We start from the raw sequence: 18,447 nt of genomic DNA on the forward strand, positions 1-18,447 counted from the left end.
AAGCTAAGCCTTACAGCGCCGATGGTACTGCAGGGGGGACCCTGTGGGAGAGTAGGACACCGCCGAACAAATATTGAGAAAGGCCCACGCCGTCATGGCGTGGGCCTTTCTGCGTTTACGGGTGCGTTTAAGCTCGGGGCATGCGCTACGACTTGGTTATCTTCGACAACGACGGCGTCCTCGTCGACAGTGAGCCCATCTCCAACCGGCTCCTGGCCGCCTATCTCACGGAGCTGGGGCACCAGACCTCCTACGAGGACGCCATACGGGACTACATGGGATCCGCGATGCACCGGATCCATGACCTCGTCCAGGAGCGCACGGGGCAGCGGTTGCCGGACGACTTCGACGATGTCTTCCATGCGCGTGTCTTCGCCGCTTTCGAGGAGGAGTTGAAGCCCGTGGCGGGGGTGGCGGAGGTGCTGGAGCAGCTGGCGGCGGACGGGGTGCCGTACTGCGTGGCGTCGTCGGGGAGTCATGAGCGGATTCGGGTGGGGCACCGGACGACCGGGCTCGACCGGTGGTTCGAGGAGTCGCGGATCTTCAGTTCGGAGGATGTGGGGCGCGGGAAGCCGGCGCCGGATCTGTTCCTCCACGCGGCTGCGCGGATGGGGGTCGCGCCGGGGCGGTGTGCCGTCGTGGAGGACAGTCCGCTGGGGGTGCAGGCGGCCGTGGCGGCTGGCATGGACGTGTACGGGTTCACGGCCATGACACCGGTCGAGCGGCTGCGGGGTGCCACCCAACTCTTCTCCGACATGGGGCAGTTGGCTGACCTGCTGGAATGACCGGGGGCACAGCGGCGGCGCTGACAATTGTCATGCCGAGCTCCGGACGATCGTTTCTACTGGGGGACCCCGCCCGGACGCGAAGCTGAGGGCATGACGAAGACGACGAACACCGGGTCCCGGAACAACGACGAAGGCAAGCAGCAGCAGCCCAGCGCGCTGGAGAACTTCAAGCCGCTGATCGTGGACGTGGCGGTTCCCCTCGGGTCGTACTACCTCTTCAAGGGCGCCTTCGGGATGAGCACCTTCGCGGCGCTCGCCTGGAGCAGTGTGGTGCCGGCGGTGCGGACGGTGTGGAGCGTGGTCAAGGAGCGTCGGAGCAACGCGTTCGCGGGGCTCATCCTGCTGGTGAACGTGGTGTCCCTGGCGCTGAGCTTCGTCTCCGGCGACCCGCGGCTGATGCTCGCCAAGGACAGCGGGGTCAGCAGCGCGATCGGGATCGCGATCCTGGTGTCGGTGGCGATGGGCCGGCCGATGATGACCGAGGGGCTCAAGCCGTTCATCGTGAAGGGCGACGCGGCCAGGGAGGCGGCCTTCGAACGGCTGCGGACCGGGTCCGCGGCGTTCCGGCGGACGGAGCGGGTCTACTCGCTCGTGTGGGGCGTGCTGCTGCTCACCGAGTGCGTGGTGCGGGTCGTGGGGGCGTACACGCTGCCCGTCGACACCATGGTGTGGCTCGGCACGGTCATCCTGGTCGGCGCGATCGGGATCGGGATGGTGGTGAGCGGTGGGCTCGCCGCGGAGCCGATGGCCAGGATGATCTCCGCGGAGGTCACAGCCGCGGAGGAGGAGACGGAGGGCGCCTCGGACGGTGCGCGGCGCGAGGTGGCTGTTGCCGCCTGAGACCGCCGAAGGTAAAGCTGAAGGAAATTCATCTTTGGCTGGATCTACCCACGAGTACGCCGGGGCCCTACGCTCGCCGCCATGACAGATGTGCTGCGGCGCGGTAGGGCCTCGCTGGCGTTCAGCTTCTTCACTCAGGGTGCCACCTTCGCGCTGCTGGTGACGCGCATCCCCGCGATCCAGGACCGGTACGGCGTCTCCGACGCGCTGCTGCCGGTCTTTCTCGCTGCCGTGCCGATCCTGGCCGGCGTCGGCAGCGTCACCACCGAGCAGTTGGTGAAGCGAATACGGCCCAGCCGGCTGCTGCGCTGGTCCCAGCCCGTGGTGATGCTGGCGCTGCTCGGGGCCGGGGCCGGCGGGAACATGGCAGAACTGGCGGTGTCGCTGGCCGCGTTCGGGCTGGCGGTGGGTGCGCTGGACGCCTCGATGAACATGCTCGGGGTGAGTCTGCAGCGGACGTACGGGCGCAGCATCATGCTGAGCTTCCATGCGGTGTACAGCCTGGGCGGGATCCTCGGGGCCTCGCTGGCCTGGGTGGGGGCGCACTGGCATCTCGCGCTGTGGGTGTCGTATCTGCCGGTCGTCGCGGTGTTGCTGCCGGCCGCCCTGGTGGGGAGCCGGTGGTACGTGGACGGTGATCCCGCGCCGGTGGAGGAGGGGGCGCAGGGGGGTGGCAGTGGTGTCGTGTTCAAGGTGCTGTTGCCGCTGTGTCTGGTGATGACCTTCGCCTATATCGGGGACTCGACCGTCTCCAACTGGAGTGCGAAGTATCTGAAGGACGTGCTGGGCAGCAGTGAGCAGCTCGCCACCGTGCCGTACAACGTGTACATGGTGACCACGCTGGCCGGGCGGGCCATCGGGGACTTCGGGGTACGGCGGTTCGGGGCCGTGCCCGTCGTACGGCTGGGGGCGCTGGTGGCGGCCGTCGGGTTCGCGGTGGTGGCGGGGGCGCCGGGGGCCTGGGTCGGCATGATCGGGTTCACTCTGCTGGGGCTGGGGTTGTGTGTGCTGGTGCCGCAGACCTTCGCGGCGGCGGGCAGGTTGTTCCCGGGGGCTTCGGATGCGGCCATCGCTCGGCTGAACATCTTCAATTACGTCGGCTTTCTGATCGGTTCGCCGCTGGTGGGGGCGCTGGGTGACGCGTGGAGTTATCGCGGGGCGATGCTGGTGCCGATGGTGTTGGTGCTGGTGACGCTGGTGTATGCCCGTTCGTTCGCGACCAGGTCGGACCGATACGGTGGCGGGCATGAGCGGCCGCGCACAGCTGATGTGGGACGAGGCAGTAACGGGCTATGACTTCGGTCCGGGCCATCCGATGGATCCGGTCCGGCTGGCGTTGACCCGGAGTCTGGTCAGCGCCTTCGGGCTGGACCGGGTGGTGGATGTCGTCGCGGCCAAGCCGGCCGGGGAGTCCACGCTGCGGCTGGTGCACCGGGAGGACTACATCGAGGCCGTGAAGGCGGCCTCGGCGGATCCGGCGGCGGCCGACCAGTCGTACGGGCTGGGCACGGAGGACGATCCCGCCTTCGCCGGGATGCACGAGGTGTCCGCGCTGATCGCCGGGCAGTCGGTGGGGGCGGCGGAGGCGGTGTGGCGGGGGGATGTCGATCACGCCGTGAACTTCGCGGGCGGGTTGCACCATGCGATGCCGGGGGCCGCGTCGGGGTTCTGCATCTACAACGACGCCTCGCTGGCGATTGCGCGGTTGCTGGAGCTGGGGGCCGAGCGGGTCGCCTATGTGGATGTGGACGTGCACCACGGGGACGGGGTGCAGGCCGCGTTCTGGGAGGATCCGCGGGTTCTGACGATCTCGCTGCATGAGCATCCGCGCACGTTGTTCCCGCAGACCGGGTGGCCGGAGGAGGTCGGCGCCGGGGCGGGGGAGGGGGCCGCGGTGAACGTGGCGTTGCCGGCGGGGACCGGGGACGCGGGGTGGCTGCGGGCGTTTCACGCCGTCGTGCCGGAGCTGATCGCCGACTTCCGGCCGCAGGTGCTGGTGACCCAGCACGGCGCCGACACGCATTTCGAGGATCCGCTGGCTCATCTGGCCGTTTCGCTGGATGCGCAGCGGGCGGTGCAGGTGGCGTGTCATGAGCTGGCGCATGAGTACGCCGGGGGGAAGTGGGTCGCGTTGGGTGGGGGTGGGTACGAGGTGGTGGATGTCGTGCCTCGGTCGTGGACGCATCTGGTGGGGGTGGCCGCGGGGCGGGAGGTTGCGCCTGAGGCGTTGGTGCCTGAGGGGTGGCGGCAGGAAGTGTTTGCTCGGACTCGGCAGTTGGGGCCTGGGCGGATGACGGATGGGCGGTGGCCGGTGGGGTGGGCGGAGTGGGAGGCCGGGTATGACCCCGCTGATCGCCTGGACCAGGCCGTGCTGGCTACGCGGCGGGCTGTGTTTCCGCTGCGGGGGTTGCTGGCGTAGGGGGTTTTTCTCGCCCCCGCCGCCCCTACCCGTCCCGTCCTCCAGGGGGTGGGCCCCCTTCGACCGCCCGTTCCGGGGGCTGCCGCCCCCGGACCCCCGCTTCGGCCTGAACGGCCTCGTCCTCAAACGCCGGACGGGCTGGAGAGTGGGGGTGCGGGCTTGCTCTCGTCGTCAAGCGTCGGACGGGCTGAGAGGGTGGGGTGCGGGCCGGGTCTCGTCCTCAGGTGCCGGGTGGGTTGAGAGGGCGAGGGCGGGGGTGTGGGGGGCGGCTGTCGTTCTCGAGTGGTTGGTGGGCTGGATGGTCCGGCGTTACGCCGACTGTGCGGTGTTCGGGTGTTCTGGGGGCGTGGTGGGGTGGGGGGCGTCAGGATCTCTGGGGTGTTGAGTGGTGGTGGGCTTCGGGCCTATTTGGTGGCTGCTGGGCTGGCGGGGGTGGTGGGGACCTCGCGGGAGCGGAGTCTTCGTAGTTATCGGCTGTTCGCTGCCCGGGATCCTCGGGTGCTGATCGGGATTGATCCGCAAGGGGGGTGGGGGGAGGCGGAGTTGGTTCGGCTGATGGCTGCCAAGTGTGGGGTTTCGGACGATCCGCGGTGTGTTTCAGGGCATGATGTGATCGATCCCGACTTGACGGTCGCCGGGCTGGACGCGTTCGCAGAGCGGGTGGGGGCCGTTGCCCGGCGGCGGACGCCCGTGTTGTTCGGGACCGGGCACCCGCACCGGCTGATCGGGTTCTACGCCGGTCTCGCGGACGCGCTGTCGGCGGCGGGGTGTGAGGTTCTCACCCCTGCGCAGGGTCGCTGTGTCGACATAACGACCCGGTTCGGTCTACGTACGTGCAGCCTGGATTACGTACGAGGCGTCGGGTTCATGAGAGAAGTGGGCCGTGAACGCCCCGGTTGTGCGCCGGGTGCGCATACGCATTCGCCGCTGCCGGTTCGGGTGGCGCTGGATGCGGCGGCGGGGGGTGGCGGGCCCTTGCCGGAGCTGGTGGTCGGGGACCATGGGTGGGTTTGCGGTGCAGGTCAGCTCGGGGTTGAGGCCATTGGGCTGGCGGATACGGATGACCCTGCGCTCTTTGTGGGGGAGGCCGAGGGGGTCGTGTCCGTCGCCGTTCCGGTTGATGACGGCGTGCGGTCTGATTACTACACGCCGCTTACCCGCTACGTACTCAATCGAGCGTGTCTGTCACAGTAGGCCGCCGATGGGTGCACCTCTTCCCCACTCGCATCACCCGCCCCTACATTGGGGAGTGAGCACGCAACGACGAAGAGTCACCGGAAGGGGAAGCCGGTGGCCCGTCGAGTGCGGAAGGTTCAGGTGTGTCATGGCAGCTGGCGAGAGGCCTCTGAACGAGGTTGTGTTCCTGACCGTGGCGGAGGTCGCCGCGGTGATGCGAGTGTCGAAGATGACCGTGTACCGGCTGGTGCACAGCGGTCATCTGCCCGCGATTCGGGTGGGGCGGTCCTTCCGCGTCCCCGAGCAAGCGGTACACGAGTACCTTCGCGAGAGCTATGTGGGGGTGGAGACCGCCTGACGACGGTTTCGGGATACCCGGAGCACCTCGATTACGAGCTCAGCGCTCGGGCGGGTAGGCTAGCCCCTCGTAGGTCGTATGGGCCCATGATGCCCAGCACCGAGTGATGAGAAGTGAGCGAGGGTAGTCGTGGGCTCTGTTATCAAGAAGCGGCGCAAGCGGATGGCCAAGAAGAAGCACCGCAAGCTGCTCAAGCGCACGCGTGTTCAGCGTCGTAACAAGAAGTAATTACGGCGCCGAGCCGCGAGAGCTTGTGTGTGGCCCCCCACCAGTACGGTGGGGGGCCACTGCATTTTCCGGCCGTTGCGGCTTGTCGTGGCCTGCTGGGGGTCATGCCAGCGCAACATCAACCCGCTAAGTTGGCCCGCAAACGGGAACACGGAAGAAAGGCGCTGATCTTGGGGAAGGTCGTGCTCGTGACCGGAGTGGCCCGTCAACTCGGGGGCCGGTTCGTACGGCGGATCCAGCGTGATCCCGAGGTGGACCGGGTGGTCGCCGTGGACGCGGTGCCGCCGGAGCATCATCTGGGCGGGGCGGACTTCATCCAGACCGACATCCGGCAGCCGACCATCGCCCGGGTGCTGGCCGAGAGCGGCGCCGACACCGTCGTCCACATGGACGTGACCGGGACGCCGCTCGGCAGCGGGAGCCGGGCCACCGTCAAAGAGACCAATGTCATCGGGACGATGCAACTGCTCGGCGCCTGCCAGAAGTCGCCGAACGTGAAGCGGCTGGTGATCAAGTCCAGTACGAACGTGTACGGCTCCGCGCCGAAGGATCCGGCCGTCTTCACCGAGACCACCCCGCCGAAATCGCTGCCCAGTGGCGGGTTCGCGAAAGACACGGTGGAGGTGGAGGGGTATGTGCGGGGGTTCGCCAGAAGGCGGCCCGACGTGGCGGTGTGCGTGCTGCGGTTCGCCAATATTCTCGGGGCGACCGCGGATACTCCGCTCGCTTCCTATTTCTCGCTGCCCGTGCTGCCCACCGTCTTCGGGTACGACCCGCGGCTGCAGTTCGTGCACGAGGACGATGTGATCGACGTGCTGCGGATCGCCTCGCACGAGCCGGAGCGGGGGACTCTGAACAGCGGTACGTTCAACATCGCGGGTGACGGGGTGTTGCTGCTCTCGCAGTGTTCGCGGCGGCTGGGGCGGCCCACCGTGCCGTTGCTGCTGCCGGCGGTCACCTGGGCCGGGTCCCTGGTGCGGACGCTCGGCATGAGCGACTTCTCGCCCGAGCAGATCCGGCTGCTGACGCACGGCCGGGTGGTGGACACGGTCCAGATGCGCGAGACGCTGGGATTCCGGCCGAAGTACACGACGGCGGAGACCTTCGAGGACTTCGTGCGTGCCCAGGCCCCGGGGCTGCTGCCGCCCCAGGCCGTGGCCGCGACGGTCGACCGGATCGCCGCGCTGCCCGCCCTGAGCGGTGGGAAGACGCCGGCGCGGACCGCGGCGCGGACCCCGACGAAGAACCCGACCCAGAGCGCCAACTGAGGAGCGCAGCAACGATGGCGGACGCCAAGGTCATTCCGTTCGACGACGACCGGTCCCGCGGGGCTGCGGTGCAGCGGCCGGGCCGGCGCCGGGCCGCGGCAGGCCGGCGCAAGGGCGGTGGCGAGCAGGCGGGGGTGCGGGAGCCTGCGGCGGTGCGTGATCCCGCCGTGGTGCGTGAGGTCCAGCCTCTCGCCGGGCGGATCCCCGCGCAGGAGGATGTGCATGTGACCCGGGAGAACCCTGAGACGGGCGTGGAGCAGCCGCCGCACGACGAGGCCGGCCTGGAGCAGCGCGTCGCGCGCGGACTCGCGTTTCTGCGGCGGCGGCTGACCGGCGACTACGAGGTCGACGACTTCGGGTACGACGAGGAGCTGACCGACCAGGTCCTGATGTCCCTGCTGCGGCCGGTGTACGAGAAGTACTTCCGGGTGGACGTGAAGGGCATGGAGAACATCCCGGCCCAGGGCGGTGCGCTGATCGTCGCCAACCACTCCGGGACGCTGCCGATGGACGGGCTGATGATGCAGGTCGCCGTGCACGACCAGCATCCGGCGAATCGTCACCTCAGGCTGCTCGCGGCGGACCTGGTCTTCGTGCTGCCGGTGGTGAACGAGCTGGCGCGGAAGCTGGGGCACACGCTCGCGTGCGCGGAGGACGCCGAACGGCTGCTGGGGCAGGGCGAGCTGGTGGGGGTGATGCCGGAGGGGTTCAAGGGCATCGGGAAGCCCTTCAGCGAGCGGTACAAGCTCCAGCGGTTCGGGCGGGGTGGGTTCGTGTCCACCGCGCTGCGGCAGGGGGTGCCGATCATTCCCTGCTCGATCGTGGGGGCCGAGGAGATCTACCCGATGATCGGCAACGCGAAGACGCTGGCACGGGTGCTGGGGATTCCGTATTTTCCGCTGACGCCGACGTTTCCGTGGCTGGGGCCGCTGGGGGCGGTGCCGTTGCCGACGAAGTGGACGATTCAGTTCGGGGAGCCGATCCGTACGGACGGCTATCCGCCGGAGGCGGCCGAGGATCCGATGCTGATGTTCAACCTGACCGATCAGGTGCGGGAACAGATTCAGCACACGCTGTACAAGTTGCTGGTGCAGCGGCGGTCGGTTTTCTTCTGAGCGTCGCTGCGGGTTGAGGTGCGATGGCGAGCGCGGCGCCGTCGTGGTTGCTCGCGCAGTTCCCCGCGCCCCCCAAGGCGGCGACTTCGCCGCCTTGGGGGGCGCGGGGGGTGTTAGTTGCTGCTGTCCTCGCTGTCGATGCCCAGGCCCGGTAGCAGGCCCGGGAGGAGCGGGGGCAGGGTGACGTCGGGTGCGCTGGACGGGGTCTTCGACGGGGACGTGCTGCTCCCCGAGCTTCCCGTCTTCGGGGGGTCGAGGAGGCCGCCCGTGCTGCCGCCGATCAGGCCCTCGCCGACGCTGCCGGAGGCCGAGCCGCTGGGGCTGCCGGTGCCGGAGTCATGGCCCGAGGCGGAGCTGCCGGAGGTGGACGGGGTCGTCGACCGGTGGCTGTCGGAGGAGCCGGTGGACGCCGTGCCTGAGCCCTGCTTGCCGGTGCCGCCGGTGTTCTGGGACGGCTGGGGGAGCAGGGACTGCAGCGGGGCGACCTCTTGGTCTATGGCGTCGAAGACCGACGACACCTGCTGACTGACGTCCCCGAGCTGGACCGGGAGCTTCTCGCGCAGGGCGCCCCAGGCCTGGCGGTGGGACTGGGCGAAGGCGGACAGTGCCTGGATGGGGCCCAGTGAGTCCGGATCGCGCTCGTACGCCTCGTGGAGCAGCCGGTGGCCCTCGGTGACGTCCTGCTGCATGCCGGACAGGGTGCGGCGGATCTCACCGATCGACTCGTGGTCGAGGTGGCCGCCGCGACCGCGGTCCATCAGCCGGCGGGCCTCCATCAGCCTGGTCGAGGCCTGGTCGAGGTAGGTCTGACCGCGCTGGTCGTCGCCGTCGGCCAGATAGTTGAGCTTGAAGTCCTCGATGCCCCGTTTGAGGCCGTACAGCGAGTCGCCGGGCAGGGCGTCGGAGCTGGCGGCGGCTACTCCGCCGAAGGCTCCGGCGGCCACGCCGACGCTCAGGCCGCCCACGGCGAGCCCCTTGGTGAGCCGGGAACGCGGTCGCAGCTTGCCCAGCGGGCTGGCCCGATGTGCGCCCTTGGAACGGGGCGCACGCTGCTCGGGAACCGAAGCGTCCGCCGCCCTGCCCAGGGTGCCCTCCGCCAGCATGGCCTCCATCGCGGCCACCAACTGGGCCCGCTGGACGACCTTGACCTGAGGGTCGAGCTCCGGCTTGGGCAGTGCGGCGAGCTCCGTCGCCAGGGCCAACAGCTCGCCCTGCTCGGTCCGTTCGGCCCGGTCCGGAGCGGCCGGTGGATCGCCCGCCGCTTCCCCGGACGGCTCGGCCGCCGGGTCCCGGTCGGGCTGCTCCTCCAGAGCCTGGGCGAAGGCGTTCGCCCGCCGGTGGGCCGATACGTTCGCGATCACTGGCGGCACCTCCTCTCGTCATGACGATCGACTCCCCAGGGGGTCCTGAGGGTTGCACGCCCCCGACCAATCCACACGATCGGGTGATCGGGGACTGGTCGGACGTGACCACAGGGAGCCTGTATCCCGCACAACGAGCGGCTCGGCACTTGGGTTACGGACGGCCGGTGATCGGCTGAGAAAGGCAACATGCTTTCACGGAACGTGAGTTGGATGTCGCCCAGGGTGGCCGGTTCAGCGGACGTCGTCCGGGAGGAGCCGGGCGAGGGTGCGCACGGCCCGGTACTGGAGGGTCTTGATGGCACCCTCGTTCTTGCCCATCACCCGGGCGGTCTCGGCGACCGAGAGGCCCTGGAGGAAGCGGAGCGTCACGCACTCCTGCTGCTGGGGGTTGAGGCGTCGTACGGCGTCGAGCAGGGCCGCGTTGGAGAGGGACTCCAGGACGGAGTCCTCCGGAGAGCGCTCGACCTCGTTGGCGTCGAGCATCTCGCCGGTGGTTACCTCCAGCCGGAAGCGGCTCGACTTGAAGTGGTCGGCGACCAGGTTGCGGGCGATGGTGACCAGCCAGGCGCCGAAGTCGCGGCCCTGCCAGGTGAAGGTGCCGATCCTTCTCAGGGCGCGCAGGAACGTCTCGCTGGTGAGGTCCTCGGCGGTCGCCCTGCCGCCGACGCGGTAGTAGATGTAGCGGTACACGGTGTCGCTGTACTGGTCGTAGAGGCGGCCGAAGGCGTCGGCCTCGCCGGCCTGGGCGCGCTCCACGAGGTCCATCATCCGGGCGCTGTCGCTGTCCGCGGCCGGGCGGCGGGCGGTGGTGGCGGCGCCGGTGGCGCGGCCGCGTCTGCCCACGCCGCGTCCGTCGCCGGACCGGCGGCCCTCGGCGACGGCGCTGCGCGCAGGCGCCTGTTCCATGCCGTCGGCCAGTGCGTAGCACGGGCCGACGGGGGCGGCGTTGGCGAAGGCGGGGACGGCGTACGCGGTCGGGACAAGGCCGCGCAGCGTCTCTTTGACCGTCGCGACTGTTGCGCGCAGCGTAGCCAGGCCCGAGGCGTCAACCCCGACGTGTGGGTACACGGGACTCCCAGAGGCAGAGCTTCCATCACGTGCAGTACGGAACCTTTCACCCGTCGTAGCGACGGAGGGGAACCGGTTTGCGTCTGAGGAGAATAACGCTTCGTGCAGGCACTGCTACACCGAGTTGCTCAAATCATCGATTGCGTCGCTTCTGTAACCGTTTGGTGGCGCCTCAAGGGCCCTAGAGTGATCGGTTGTTGAACGTAAACGTGCGGGTTTCGGCGATGTGCAGGGCGTGTTGGGGTGATCGCGCGATAATTCCGGGCGCGCGGCGAGTTGGGGCCGGGGGTGAGGACGCTTACCGGCGCTTGCAGGGTGCCGCTGCGCCCACCCGTGCCGCCCTGCGGCGCGCCTGCCCGCAGCTATGTCTATGGAGGAGGCGGCTGGGCAGCGCCCCGTCAGGGGCGCGGGGAACTGCGCGACCGGCCACGACGCACCCGCAGCCGGGAACCGGCCCGCGGTGCTGCGGCGATGTCCTGCTCGGCCGACGCCGAACTATCGACGCCGGCGGCTCAACGCGATCGCCGCCGCAGTGCCACCGGCAACCGCGCCCACGCCCGCCGCCGCCGGGATGCCCACCTTCGCCGCCTTGCGGCCCGTGCGGTAGTCGCGCAGGCGCCAGTCCAGTTCACGGGCGTGTTTGCGCAGCTTCGTGTCCGGGTTGATGGCGTACGGGTGACCGACCAGGGAGAGCATCGGGATGTCGTTGTGGGAGTCGCTGTAGGCCGCACAGCGGGAGAGGTCGAGGCCCTCGGCGGCGGCCAGGGCGCGTACCGCCTCCGCCTTGGCGGGGCCGTGCAGGGGTTCGCCGACCAGCTTGCCCGTGTAGACGCCGTCCACCGATTCGGCGACCGTGCCCAGCGCGCCCGTCAGGCCCAGCCGGCGGGCGATCACGCCGGCGATCTCCACCGGGGCCGCCGTGACGAGCCACACCTTCTGGCCCGCGTCCAGGTGGGCCTGGGCGAGGGCGCGGGTGCCGGGCCAGATGCGCTCGGCCATGTACTCGTCGTAGATCTCCTCGCCGATGGTCTGGAGCTCCGCGACCCGGTGGCCCTTCACGATGGAGAGGGCGGAGTCCCGCGCCTCCTGCATGTGCTCGGGGTCCTCGACGCCGGCCAGCCGGAACCACGCCTGCTGCCAGGCGAACCTGGCGAGGTCGCGGGTCTCGAAGAACTTCCGTTTGTACAGGCCACGGCCGAAGTGGAAGATGGCGGCGCCCTGCATGACGGTGTTGTCCAGGTCGAAGAACGCGGCGGCCTTGTCGTCGCCGAGCACGGGAAAGTCCGGCTCCGCGGCCTCGTCGAGGGGTGCCGTCGCTTCCTGGTTCTTGCGCGCGGCCTCCGCCGAGGCCTCGCCTGCCAACACGCTCCGCGCCGTGGCGGAGCGCCTACGGGGAGTGAGCCATCCGAGAGCGGCCATGTCGTGAGCATAGCCAGTTTGTTCGGGGGTTCCGGAGTCACGGGAGTTGGATGGGTGTGAACTCTCCGCGACCAGGTCGTTAAACAAAGCGAAGAAGCCGTGCAGAAGGCGGCGGACATGCCCTGCCAGGGGCGGGACAATGGACGTCATGAGTCCCCTCTTTGGCCGGAAGGCGCCCGCGTCGAGTACGCGATCGGTCACCCTCATCCGTAAACCCGGCTGCCATCTGTGTGATGACGCACAGGTCGTGGTCGAGAAGGTGTGTGGCGATCTCGGAGTGCCCTGGGAGCAGAAGGACATCACCCAGGATTCACAACTGCACGATCTCTACTGGGAGCAGATCCCGGTGGTACTCGTCGACGGCGAACAGCACACCTTCTGGCGCGTGAACGAGGAACGGCTCCGCAAGGCACTGACCGACTAGTCCAAACCGGCTGGAAAGTCGCCTAGGATCGACGGCGGCTTGGTCTCGGGGGCGGGATTCGTGAGGAGTGTGTACGGTTTTGCCCCCATCGGAGAGGGAGCGCGAGCGGGAGTGCGCCGGTTCCGTACGGCCGCGCCAGGGGTGCGTGACCCCGGTCACGTTGGCCGGGCAAATCGGACACCATCTTTGTGCACGCGTTCACAAAGACATAGCCTGCTGTCGACGGGGCGGTCTGGGTACGTGTGACCGTCCGCAGCCCCGCTCAACCCGTTGGAGCACCGTGGCAACTGGCCGAACTCACCGACCGGCGACCCGCAGCCGAGGGATTCCCGAGGCCACCGTCGCCCGGCTTCCGCTGTACCTCCGCGCTCTGACCGCACTGTCCGAGCGCTCGGTCCCCACGGTCTCCTCGGAGGAGCTGGCCGCGGCCGCGGGGGTCAACTCCGCGAAGCTGCGCAAGGACTTCTCCTACCTGGGTTCGTACGGAACGCGCGGTGTCGGCTACGACGTCGAGTATCTCGTCTACCAGATCTCCCGTGAGCTGGGTCTGACCCAGGACTGGCCGGTTGTGATCGTCGGTATCGGAAACCTGGGTGCCGCCCTCGCCAACTACGGCGGGTTCGCCTCCCGCGGCTTCCGGGTCGCCGCCCTCATCGACGCCGATCCGGCGATGACCGGACGGCAGGTCGCCGGGATCGCCGTGCAGCACAGCGACGACCTGGAGAAGATCATCTCCGGCAACGGCGTCTCCATCGGCGTGATCACCACCCCGCCGGGCGTCGCCCAGCAGGTCTGCGACCGCCTGGTGGCCGCCGGCGTCACCTCCATCCTGAACTTCGCGCCGACCGTGCTGTCCGTCCCGGACGGCGTCGACGTACGCAAGGTCGACCTCTCCATCGAGCTGCAGATCCTCGCCTTCCACGAGCAGCGCAAGGCCGGCGAGGAGCACGAGGGGACGGTCCCGCCCGTCGCCGCGCACCAGGACTCCAGCGAGCAGGGGCCCGACGGGGACGTACCCGCCGTGATGCCGGCATGAGTCTCCTCGTCGTCGGGCTGAGCCACCGCAGCGCCCCGGTCAGCGTCCTGGAGCGGGCCGCGCTCAGCACGGACGCCCAGGTCAAGCTGGCCCAGGACACCGTCGCCGCCGAGCCGGCCACCGAGGCCGCGGTGCTCGCGACCTGCAACCGCATCGAGCTCTACGCCGACGTGGACAAGTTCCACGCCGGGGTCGCCGAGCTGTCCACGCTGCTCGCCCAGCACAGCGGGGTGGGACTGGACGAGCTCACCCCTTATCTCTACGTGCACTACGAGGACCGGGCCGTCCACCACCTGTTCTCGGTGGCCTGCGGGCTCGACTCGATGGTCGTCGGCGAGGGGCAGATCCTCGCGCAGCTCAAGGACTCCCTCGCCCGCGCGCAGGAGCTGCACAGCGCCGGGCGGCTGATGAACGACCTGTTCCAGCAGGGGCTGCGGGTCGGCAAGCGCGCCCACTCCGAGACCGGGATCGACCGGGCCGGACAGTCCCTGGTCACCTTCGGGCTGGAGCAGCTGGCCGCCGGCGGCGATGTGCAGGAATGGGCCAAGGGCAGGAAGGCGCTGGTCATCGGCGCCGGATCGATGTCCTCGCTGGCCGCCGCCACGCTCGCGCGGGCGGGGGTCGCGGAGATCGTCGTCGCGAACCGCACCTACGACCGTGCCGAGCGACTCGCCGAGATCCTGAACGACGCCGACGCCGACAACACGGACGTGACGGCCCGCGCGGTACCGATGGATGCGGTGCCGGGCGAGCTGACACGTGCCGACATCGTGGTGTCGTGCACGGGCGCGACCGGCCTGGTGCTGACGGCCGAGGCGGTCGCCGCGGCGGTCGAGGGGCGGACCGGTGAGTCCGTCGCCGAGCTCGACGTACCGTCGGCGCCCAAGCAGCTGCCGGCCACCACCGGTCTCGGCACCGGCCTCGGCACGGACGAGAACTGTCCGCTCGACCTCACCGCCGCGCAGAGCGGCTTCTCCGTGATGGGGGAGGCCGCCGTCGCCGGCATGGCCGCCGCCGAGCTGGAGCAGCACGCGGCCTGGGTGGACAACGGGACCGTGGATCGCCGGGAGGCCGGCCGTCGTACCCCTGAGGCCGAGGCCGAGCTGATCGGGGCGCTGGCCGCGGCCGCCGCCCGGGTCGGCCGGATCCCGGAGCGGCGCAGGCCGGAGCCGGTCGCCGGGTTCGTCCGGCCCGCCCCCGCGCTCTTCCTCCTCGACCTCGCCATGCCCCGCGACATCGACGCGGCCGTGCACCGGCTGGCCGGGGTGCGGCTGGTGGACATCGAGTCGCTGGCGGAGGCGTCCGCGGACGCCCCGATGGCGGCCGACGTGGACGAGGTCCGGCGGATCGTTTCGGACGAGGTGGCCGCCTTCGGCGCGGCCCAGCGGGCGGCGCACATCACGCCCACCGTGGTGGCCCTGCGGACGATGGCCGCCGATGTCGTCGCGAACGAGATCGCGCGGCTCGACGGGCGCCTGCCCGGCCTGGACGAACGGCAGCGCGGAGAGATCCGGCAGGCCGTGCACCGGGTCGTCGACAAGCTGCTGCACGCGCCGACCGTACGGGTCAAGCAGCTGGCGGCCGAGCCCGGCGGCGCCGGGTACGCGGACGCGCTGCGGACCCTGTTCGACCTCGACCCCGAGACGGTTGCCGCCGTCTCCCGGGCCGTGGACAGTACAGACAAAAAGGACCGACCGGCATGAGTGACAATCCACTGAGGCTGGGGACCAGGCGATCCAGACTCGCCCTGGCCCAGTCCGGGCAGGTGGCGGAAGCCGTGAGCCGGGTGACCGGGCGGCCCGTCGAGCTGGTGGAGATCACCACCTACGGCGACACCTCCCGCGAGCACCTCGCACAGATCGGCGGCACGGGTGTCTTCGTGACCGCCCTGCGGGACGCGCTGCTGCGCGGCGAGGTCGACTTCGCGGTTCACTCGCTGAAGGACCTCCCGACCACCCAGCCCGCCGACCTGGTGCTGGCCGCCGTACCGGTGCGCGAGGACCCGCGCGACGTGATCGTCGCCCGGGACGCGCTGAAGTTCACCGACCTGCCCCGCGGGGCGCGCATCGGCACGGGTTCGCCGCGCCGGATGGCGCAGCTGAACGCGTACGCGCGGACCCATGGGCTGGACGTCGAGACGGTGCCGATACGCGGAAACGTCGACACCCGGATCGGGTACGTCCGCGACGGTGAGCTGGACGCCGTCATACTGGCGGCCGCCGGACTGAACCGGATCGGCCGCATCGACGAGGTGACCGACTTCCTGTCGGTCGACACGGTTCTGCCCGCCCCCGGCCAGGGGGCACTGGCGATCGAGTGCGCCGCGCACCACGCGGAGCTCGTCGCCCTGCTCGGGGAACTCGACGACCCGTTCACGCGGGTCGCCGTGACCGCCGAGCGATCACTGCTCGCCGCCCTGGAGGCCGGCTGCTCCGCCCCTGTGGGCGCGCTGGCCGACCTGCTGGCCGACGGGCAGATTGTCAAGGAAATGCGCCTGCGGGCAGTCGTCGGCACGACCGACGGCACCCGGATGGTGCAGTTGTCCACCACCGGTCCCGTGCCCGAGACATACGACCAGGCGACGGCGCTCGGTCGCGAACTCGCCGCCGAGATGCTTGCCCAGGGCGCGGCCGGTCTGATGGGGGAGCGAGCACAGTGAGCCCCACCAACCTTCCCGCCGGCCTGGAACACGGGCACGTCACCTTCCTGGGTGCCGGACCCGGGGATCCGGGACTGCTGACCTTGCGTGCCGTGGAGGCACTGTCCAGCGCGGACGTCCTGGTCGCCGAGCACGACGTGCTCGACGTGATCAGGGGCCACGCCAGGCAGGGCGTCTCCGTCGTGGCCACGAATCCGGATCCGTCGTCGGACCCGTATCCGGGCACAGGCACGCCTCAACTAACGGTTGTTGACGGTGCGTCAACAACCGCTTCCCTCCCGCCCGTGCGGGATGCGGCTCATCTTGTCATGGAGGCCGCGCGGGGTGGCAGGCGGGTCGTCCGTGCGGTGTCCGGGGACCCGGGACTTGATACGTACGCGACCGAGGAAATGCTCGCCTGCGCCGCAGCGGGTGTGCCCTTCGAGGTCGTGCCGGGTGTCGCGGCCGCGGTCGGGGTGCCGGCGTATGCCGGTGTGCCGCTGCGGGACGCGCAGGGCGCGGACGTCCGCTTCGTGGACGCCCGTACCGCCTCCGACCGGTGCTGGACCGAGGTGGGTGCCTCGGACGGGACGGTCGTCGTGTCGACGTCGCTCGACTCGGTGGCCGCGGCCGCCGGCGAGCTGGTCGCCGCCGGCCGCAAGCCGGACACCCCGCTGACCGTCACCATCGCCGGTACCACGACCCGGCAGCGGACCTGGGCCGCCACCCTCGGCACCATCGCGCAGACGCTGAAGCAGGCGAAGGTGCTGCCCTCGCCGGACGGCGGCCGGCCGGTGATAGCCGTGGTCGGTGAGCGGTCCGCCGCCGCCCAGCGCGACCAGTTGTCGTGGTTCGAGTCCAAGCCGCTGTTCGGCTGGAAGGTGCTCGTACCGCGTACGAAGGAGCAGGCGGCGACCCTCTCCGACCAGCTGCGGTCGTACGGGGCCGTGCCGCACGAGGTGCCGACGATCGCCGTCGAGCCGCCGCGCACGCCCCAGCAGATGGAGCGGGCCGTCAAGGGGCTCGTCACCGGGCGGTACGAGTGGATCGCGTTCACGTCGGTCAACGCGGTGAAGGCGGTCCGGGAGAAGTTCGAGGAGTACGGGCTCGACGCCCGCGCCTTCGCGGGGATCAAGGTCGCGGCGGTCGGGGAGCAGACCGCCAAGGCGCTGGTCGCCTTCGGCGTGAAGCCGGACCTCGTGCCGAGCGGGGAGCAGAGCGCCGCAGGTCTCCTTGAGGACTGGCCGCCGTACGACCCCGTGTTCGACCCCATTGACCGGGTGTTCCTGCCGCGGGCCGACATCGCCACGGAGACGCTGGTCGCCGGGCTGATCGAGCTCGGCTGGGAGGTGGACGACGTGACCGCCTACCGGACCGTGCGGGCGTCGCCGCCGCCGGCCGAGACCCGGGAGGCGATCAAGGGCGGCGGCTTCGACGCGGTGATCTTCACTTCGTCGTCGACCGTTCGGAACCTGGTGGGTATCGCCGGGAAGCCGCACAACGTGACGGTGATCGCCTGTATCGGGCCCGCCACGGCCAAGACGGCCGAGGAGCACGGGCTGCGGGTGGACGTGATGGCTCCGGAGCCGTCCGTGGGCAAGCTGGCGGAGGCGTTGGCCGAGTTCGGGCTGCGGAGGCGCGCGAGCGCGCTGGAGGCCGGGGATCCGGTGACGCGACCGAGTGAGCGGCGGCCGGGGGCTCGGCGGAGGCGTACCACTACGTGAGGTGAGACAGAAGGGGGTCTGGGGCTCCGCCCCACACCCCCTTTTTCTGTGGGTGGGTCGCTGCGGGTGGGTGGGGGCTGGTCGCGCCCACGCGGCGGAGCCGCATATTGATACAGCCCCGCGCCCCTTGGGGCGCGGCCCTCACGGGGTGGCATTCGCTAGGCCGTGTCGTTGGCGAGGATCTTTTTCAGGTCCTCGATGACTGTGGGGATCTCTCGGTCGAAGGCCAGGCCGTCCACGCCCTCGTCGGTGACTACTGCCAGGAGGGCTCGGGTGCCCACCGCTGTCACTATGACGTGGCCTGCGCTGCACTGGGCCGTCAGCTGGCGGAGGGTGCCGGTGTTGGCCTGGTCGGCCAGGCGGTGGCCCAGGGAGAGGGCGGCCGAGGCCAGGGCGGCCATGGACTCGGGGTGGGTCTTGTCGGCGTCGGCGGCCACCACCAGGCCGTCGACGGTGGCCAGGACGGTCTCGGAGACGCCCATCACCCGGTCGCGCAACGAGACGAGGATGTCCTGCACGGGATCGTTCATGGTGGCCTCTTCCTGTGCTGTGGTGCCTGGTGGTGCGGAGGCGACCGGCCTC

At 70.1% G+C, this 18,447-nt stretch carries 18 protein-coding genes; 14 read left to right on the plus strand and 4 right to left on the minus strand.

The window, feature by feature from the left end:
* Positions 1-140: 140 nt before the first annotated feature.
* The 9 genes from KVT45_RS41920 (at position 141) to KVT45_RS41960 (ending at position 8,192) form a co-directional block, all read left to right on the plus strand.
* Positions 141-785, plus strand: coding sequence for an HAD family phosphatase (locus KVT45_RS41920; RefSeq protein WP_217554708.1), 645 nt, complete (start codon positions 141-143; stop codon positions 783-785).
* A gap of 93 nt (positions 786-878) precedes the next feature.
* Positions 879-1,628: a VC0807 family protein gene (locus tag KVT45_RS41925; RefSeq protein ID WP_217554709.1), complete on the plus strand. Its 750-nt coding sequence runs from the start codon at positions 879-881 to the stop codon at positions 1,626-1,628.
* A gap of 81 nt (positions 1,629-1,709) precedes the next feature.
* Positions 1,710-2,924 carry an MFS transporter gene (locus KVT45_RS41930; RefSeq protein WP_217554710.1) on the plus strand — a complete coding sequence of 405 codons (1,215 nt, stop codon included), beginning with the start codon at positions 1,710-1,712 and terminating at the stop codon, positions 2,922-2,924.
* Positions 2,875-4,047: an acetoin utilization protein AcuC gene (locus KVT45_RS41935; protein ID WP_217554711.1), complete on the plus strand. Its 1,173-nt coding sequence runs from the start codon at positions 2,875-2,877 to the stop codon at positions 4,045-4,047. Before KVT45_RS41930 ends, KVT45_RS41935 begins: the two co-directional genes overlap by 50 nt.
* Positions 4,048-4,425: 378 nt before the next feature.
* Positions 4,426-5,241 carry a phosphatase gene (locus KVT45_RS41940; RefSeq protein ID WP_217554712.1) on the plus strand — a complete coding sequence of 272 codons (816 nt, stop codon included), beginning with the start codon at positions 4,426-4,428 and terminating at the stop codon, positions 5,239-5,241.
* A 130-nt stretch (positions 5,242-5,371) separates the two neighbouring features.
* Complete coding sequence (locus KVT45_RS41945; protein ID WP_067299677.1) at positions 5,372-5,581, plus strand: helix-turn-helix domain-containing protein; 210 nt, start codon at positions 5,372-5,374, stop codon at positions 5,579-5,581.
* A 129-nt stretch (positions 5,582-5,710) separates the two neighbouring features.
* Positions 5,711-5,809, plus strand: coding sequence for an AURKAIP1/COX24 domain-containing protein (locus KVT45_RS41950; RefSeq protein WP_003948845.1), 99 nt, complete (start codon positions 5,711-5,713; stop codon positions 5,807-5,809).
* A gap of 170 nt (positions 5,810-5,979) precedes the next feature.
* Positions 5,980-7,077 carry an NAD-dependent epimerase/dehydratase family protein gene (locus tag KVT45_RS41955; protein WP_217554713.1) on the plus strand — a complete coding sequence of 366 codons (1,098 nt, stop codon included), beginning with the start codon at positions 5,980-5,982 and terminating at the stop codon, positions 7,075-7,077.
* A gap of 14 nt (positions 7,078-7,091) precedes the next feature.
* Positions 7,092-8,192, plus strand: a complete 1,101-nt coding sequence (locus KVT45_RS41960) for a lysophospholipid acyltransferase family protein (RefSeq protein WP_217554715.1) — start codon at positions 7,092-7,094, stop codon at positions 8,190-8,192.
* Positions 8,193-8,305: 113 nt separating this feature from the next.
* Here KVT45_RS41960 and KVT45_RS41965 read toward each other — a convergent pair whose 3' ends face one another.
* The 3 genes from KVT45_RS41965 to KVT45_RS41975 form a co-directional block, all read right to left on the minus strand.
* Entirely contained in the window at positions 8,306-9,553 is a 1,248-nt protein-coding gene (locus KVT45_RS41965) for a DUF5667 domain-containing protein (protein ID WP_217554716.1), read from the minus strand.
* Positions 9,554-9,787: 234 nt separating this feature from the next.
* Positions 9,788-10,624, minus strand: a complete 837-nt coding sequence (locus KVT45_RS41970) for an ECF subfamily RNA polymerase sigma factor, BldN family (protein ID WP_217554717.1) — start codon at positions 10,622-10,624, stop codon at positions 9,788-9,790.
* 495 nt (positions 10,625-11,119) lie between these two features.
* Positions 11,120-12,043: an HAD family phosphatase gene (locus KVT45_RS41975; RefSeq protein WP_089099717.1), complete on the minus strand. Its 924-nt coding sequence runs from the start codon at positions 12,041-12,043 to the stop codon at positions 11,120-11,122.
* 148 nt (positions 12,044-12,191) lie between these two features.
* Here KVT45_RS41975 and KVT45_RS41980 point away from each other — a divergent pair, with 148 nt between their 5' ends.
* From KVT45_RS41980 to KVT45_RS42000, 5 genes are all read left to right on the plus strand, one after another.
* Positions 12,192-12,467 carry a glutaredoxin family protein gene (locus tag KVT45_RS41980; protein ID WP_217554718.1) on the plus strand — a complete coding sequence of 92 codons (276 nt, stop codon included), beginning with the start codon at positions 12,192-12,194 and terminating at the stop codon, positions 12,465-12,467.
* A gap of 280 nt (positions 12,468-12,747) precedes the next feature.
* Positions 12,748-13,503 (plus strand): redox-sensing transcriptional repressor Rex, encoded by a 756-nt coding sequence (locus KVT45_RS41985; protein ID WP_217554719.1) that lies wholly within the window; start codon positions 12,748-12,750, stop codon positions 13,501-13,503.
* Complete coding sequence (locus KVT45_RS41990; RefSeq protein ID WP_217554720.1) at positions 13,500-15,206, plus strand: glutamyl-tRNA reductase; 1,707 nt, start codon at positions 13,500-13,502, stop codon at positions 15,204-15,206. Before KVT45_RS41985 ends, KVT45_RS41990 begins: the two co-directional genes overlap by 4 nt.
* The gene (hemC, locus tag KVT45_RS41995; protein ID WP_089099713.1) at positions 15,203-16,162 is read left to right on the plus strand and encodes a hydroxymethylbilane synthase; all 960 of its coding nucleotides are present in this window, start codon (positions 15,203-15,205) and stop codon (positions 16,160-16,162) included. Before KVT45_RS41990 ends, hemC begins: the two co-directional genes overlap by 4 nt.
* Positions 16,159-17,865 (plus strand): uroporphyrinogen-III synthase, encoded by a 1,707-nt coding sequence (locus KVT45_RS42000; RefSeq protein ID WP_217554721.1) that lies wholly within the window; start codon positions 16,159-16,161, stop codon positions 17,863-17,865. The genes hemC and KVT45_RS42000 overlap by 4 nt, the downstream gene beginning before the upstream one ends.
* A 158-nt stretch (positions 17,866-18,023) precedes the next feature.
* Here the strand turns inward: KVT45_RS42000 and KVT45_RS42005 are convergent, their stop codons facing one another.
* The gene (locus KVT45_RS42005) at positions 18,024-18,395 is read right to left on the minus strand and encodes a roadblock/LC7 domain-containing protein (protein WP_217554722.1); all 372 of its coding nucleotides are present in this window, start codon (positions 18,393-18,395) and stop codon (positions 18,024-18,026) included.
* Positions 18,396-18,447: the final 52 nt, after the last annotated feature.

It is taken from the genome of Streptomyces sp. GbtcB6, from assembly GCF_019091475.1.
Taxonomy (GTDB): Bacteria; Actinomycetota; Actinomycetes; order Streptomycetales; family Streptomycetaceae; genus Streptomyces; species Streptomyces hyaluromycini.

Bases quoted from the DNA above. Each gene is read 5' to 3' on its own strand.
- KVT45_RS41945 (WP_067299677.1), top strand. From the start codon at position 5,372: ATGGCAGCTGGCGAGAGGCCTCTGAACGAGGTTGTGTTCCTGACCGTG.
- KVT45_RS41990 (WP_217554720.1), top strand. From the start codon at position 13,500: ATGAGTCTCCTCGTCGTCGGGCTGAGCCACCGCAGCGCCCCGGTCAGC.
- KVT45_RS41935 (WP_217554711.1), top strand. From the start codon at position 2,875: ATGAGCGGCCGCGCACAGCTGATGTGGGACGAGGCAGTAACGGGCTAT.
- KVT45_RS41975 (WP_089099717.1), bottom strand. From the start codon at position 12,043: ATGGCCGCTCTCGGATGGCTCACTCCCCGTAGGCGCTCCGCCACGGCG.
- KVT45_RS41980 (WP_217554718.1), top strand. From the start codon at position 12,192: ATGAGTCCCCTCTTTGGCCGGAAGGCGCCCGCGTCGAGTACGCGATCG.
- KVT45_RS41960 (WP_217554715.1), top strand. From the start codon at position 7,092: ATGGCGGACGCCAAGGTCATTCCGTTCGACGACGACCGGTCCCGCGGG.
- KVT45_RS41920 (WP_217554708.1), top strand. From the start codon at position 141: ATGCGCTACGACTTGGTTATCTTCGACAACGACGGCGTCCTCGTCGAC.
- KVT45_RS41925 (WP_217554709.1), top strand. From the start codon at position 879: ATGACGAAGACGACGAACACCGGGTCCCGGAACAACGACGAAGGCAAG.
- KVT45_RS41930 (WP_217554710.1), top strand. From the start codon at position 1,710: ATGACAGATGTGCTGCGGCGCGGTAGGGCCTCGCTGGCGTTCAGCTTC.
- KVT45_RS42005 (WP_217554722.1), bottom strand. From the start codon at position 18,395: ATGAACGATCCCGTGCAGGACATCCTCGTCTCGTTGCGCGACCGGGTG.
- hemC (WP_089099713.1), top strand. From the start codon at position 15,203: ATGAGTGACAATCCACTGAGGCTGGGGACCAGGCGATCCAGACTCGCC.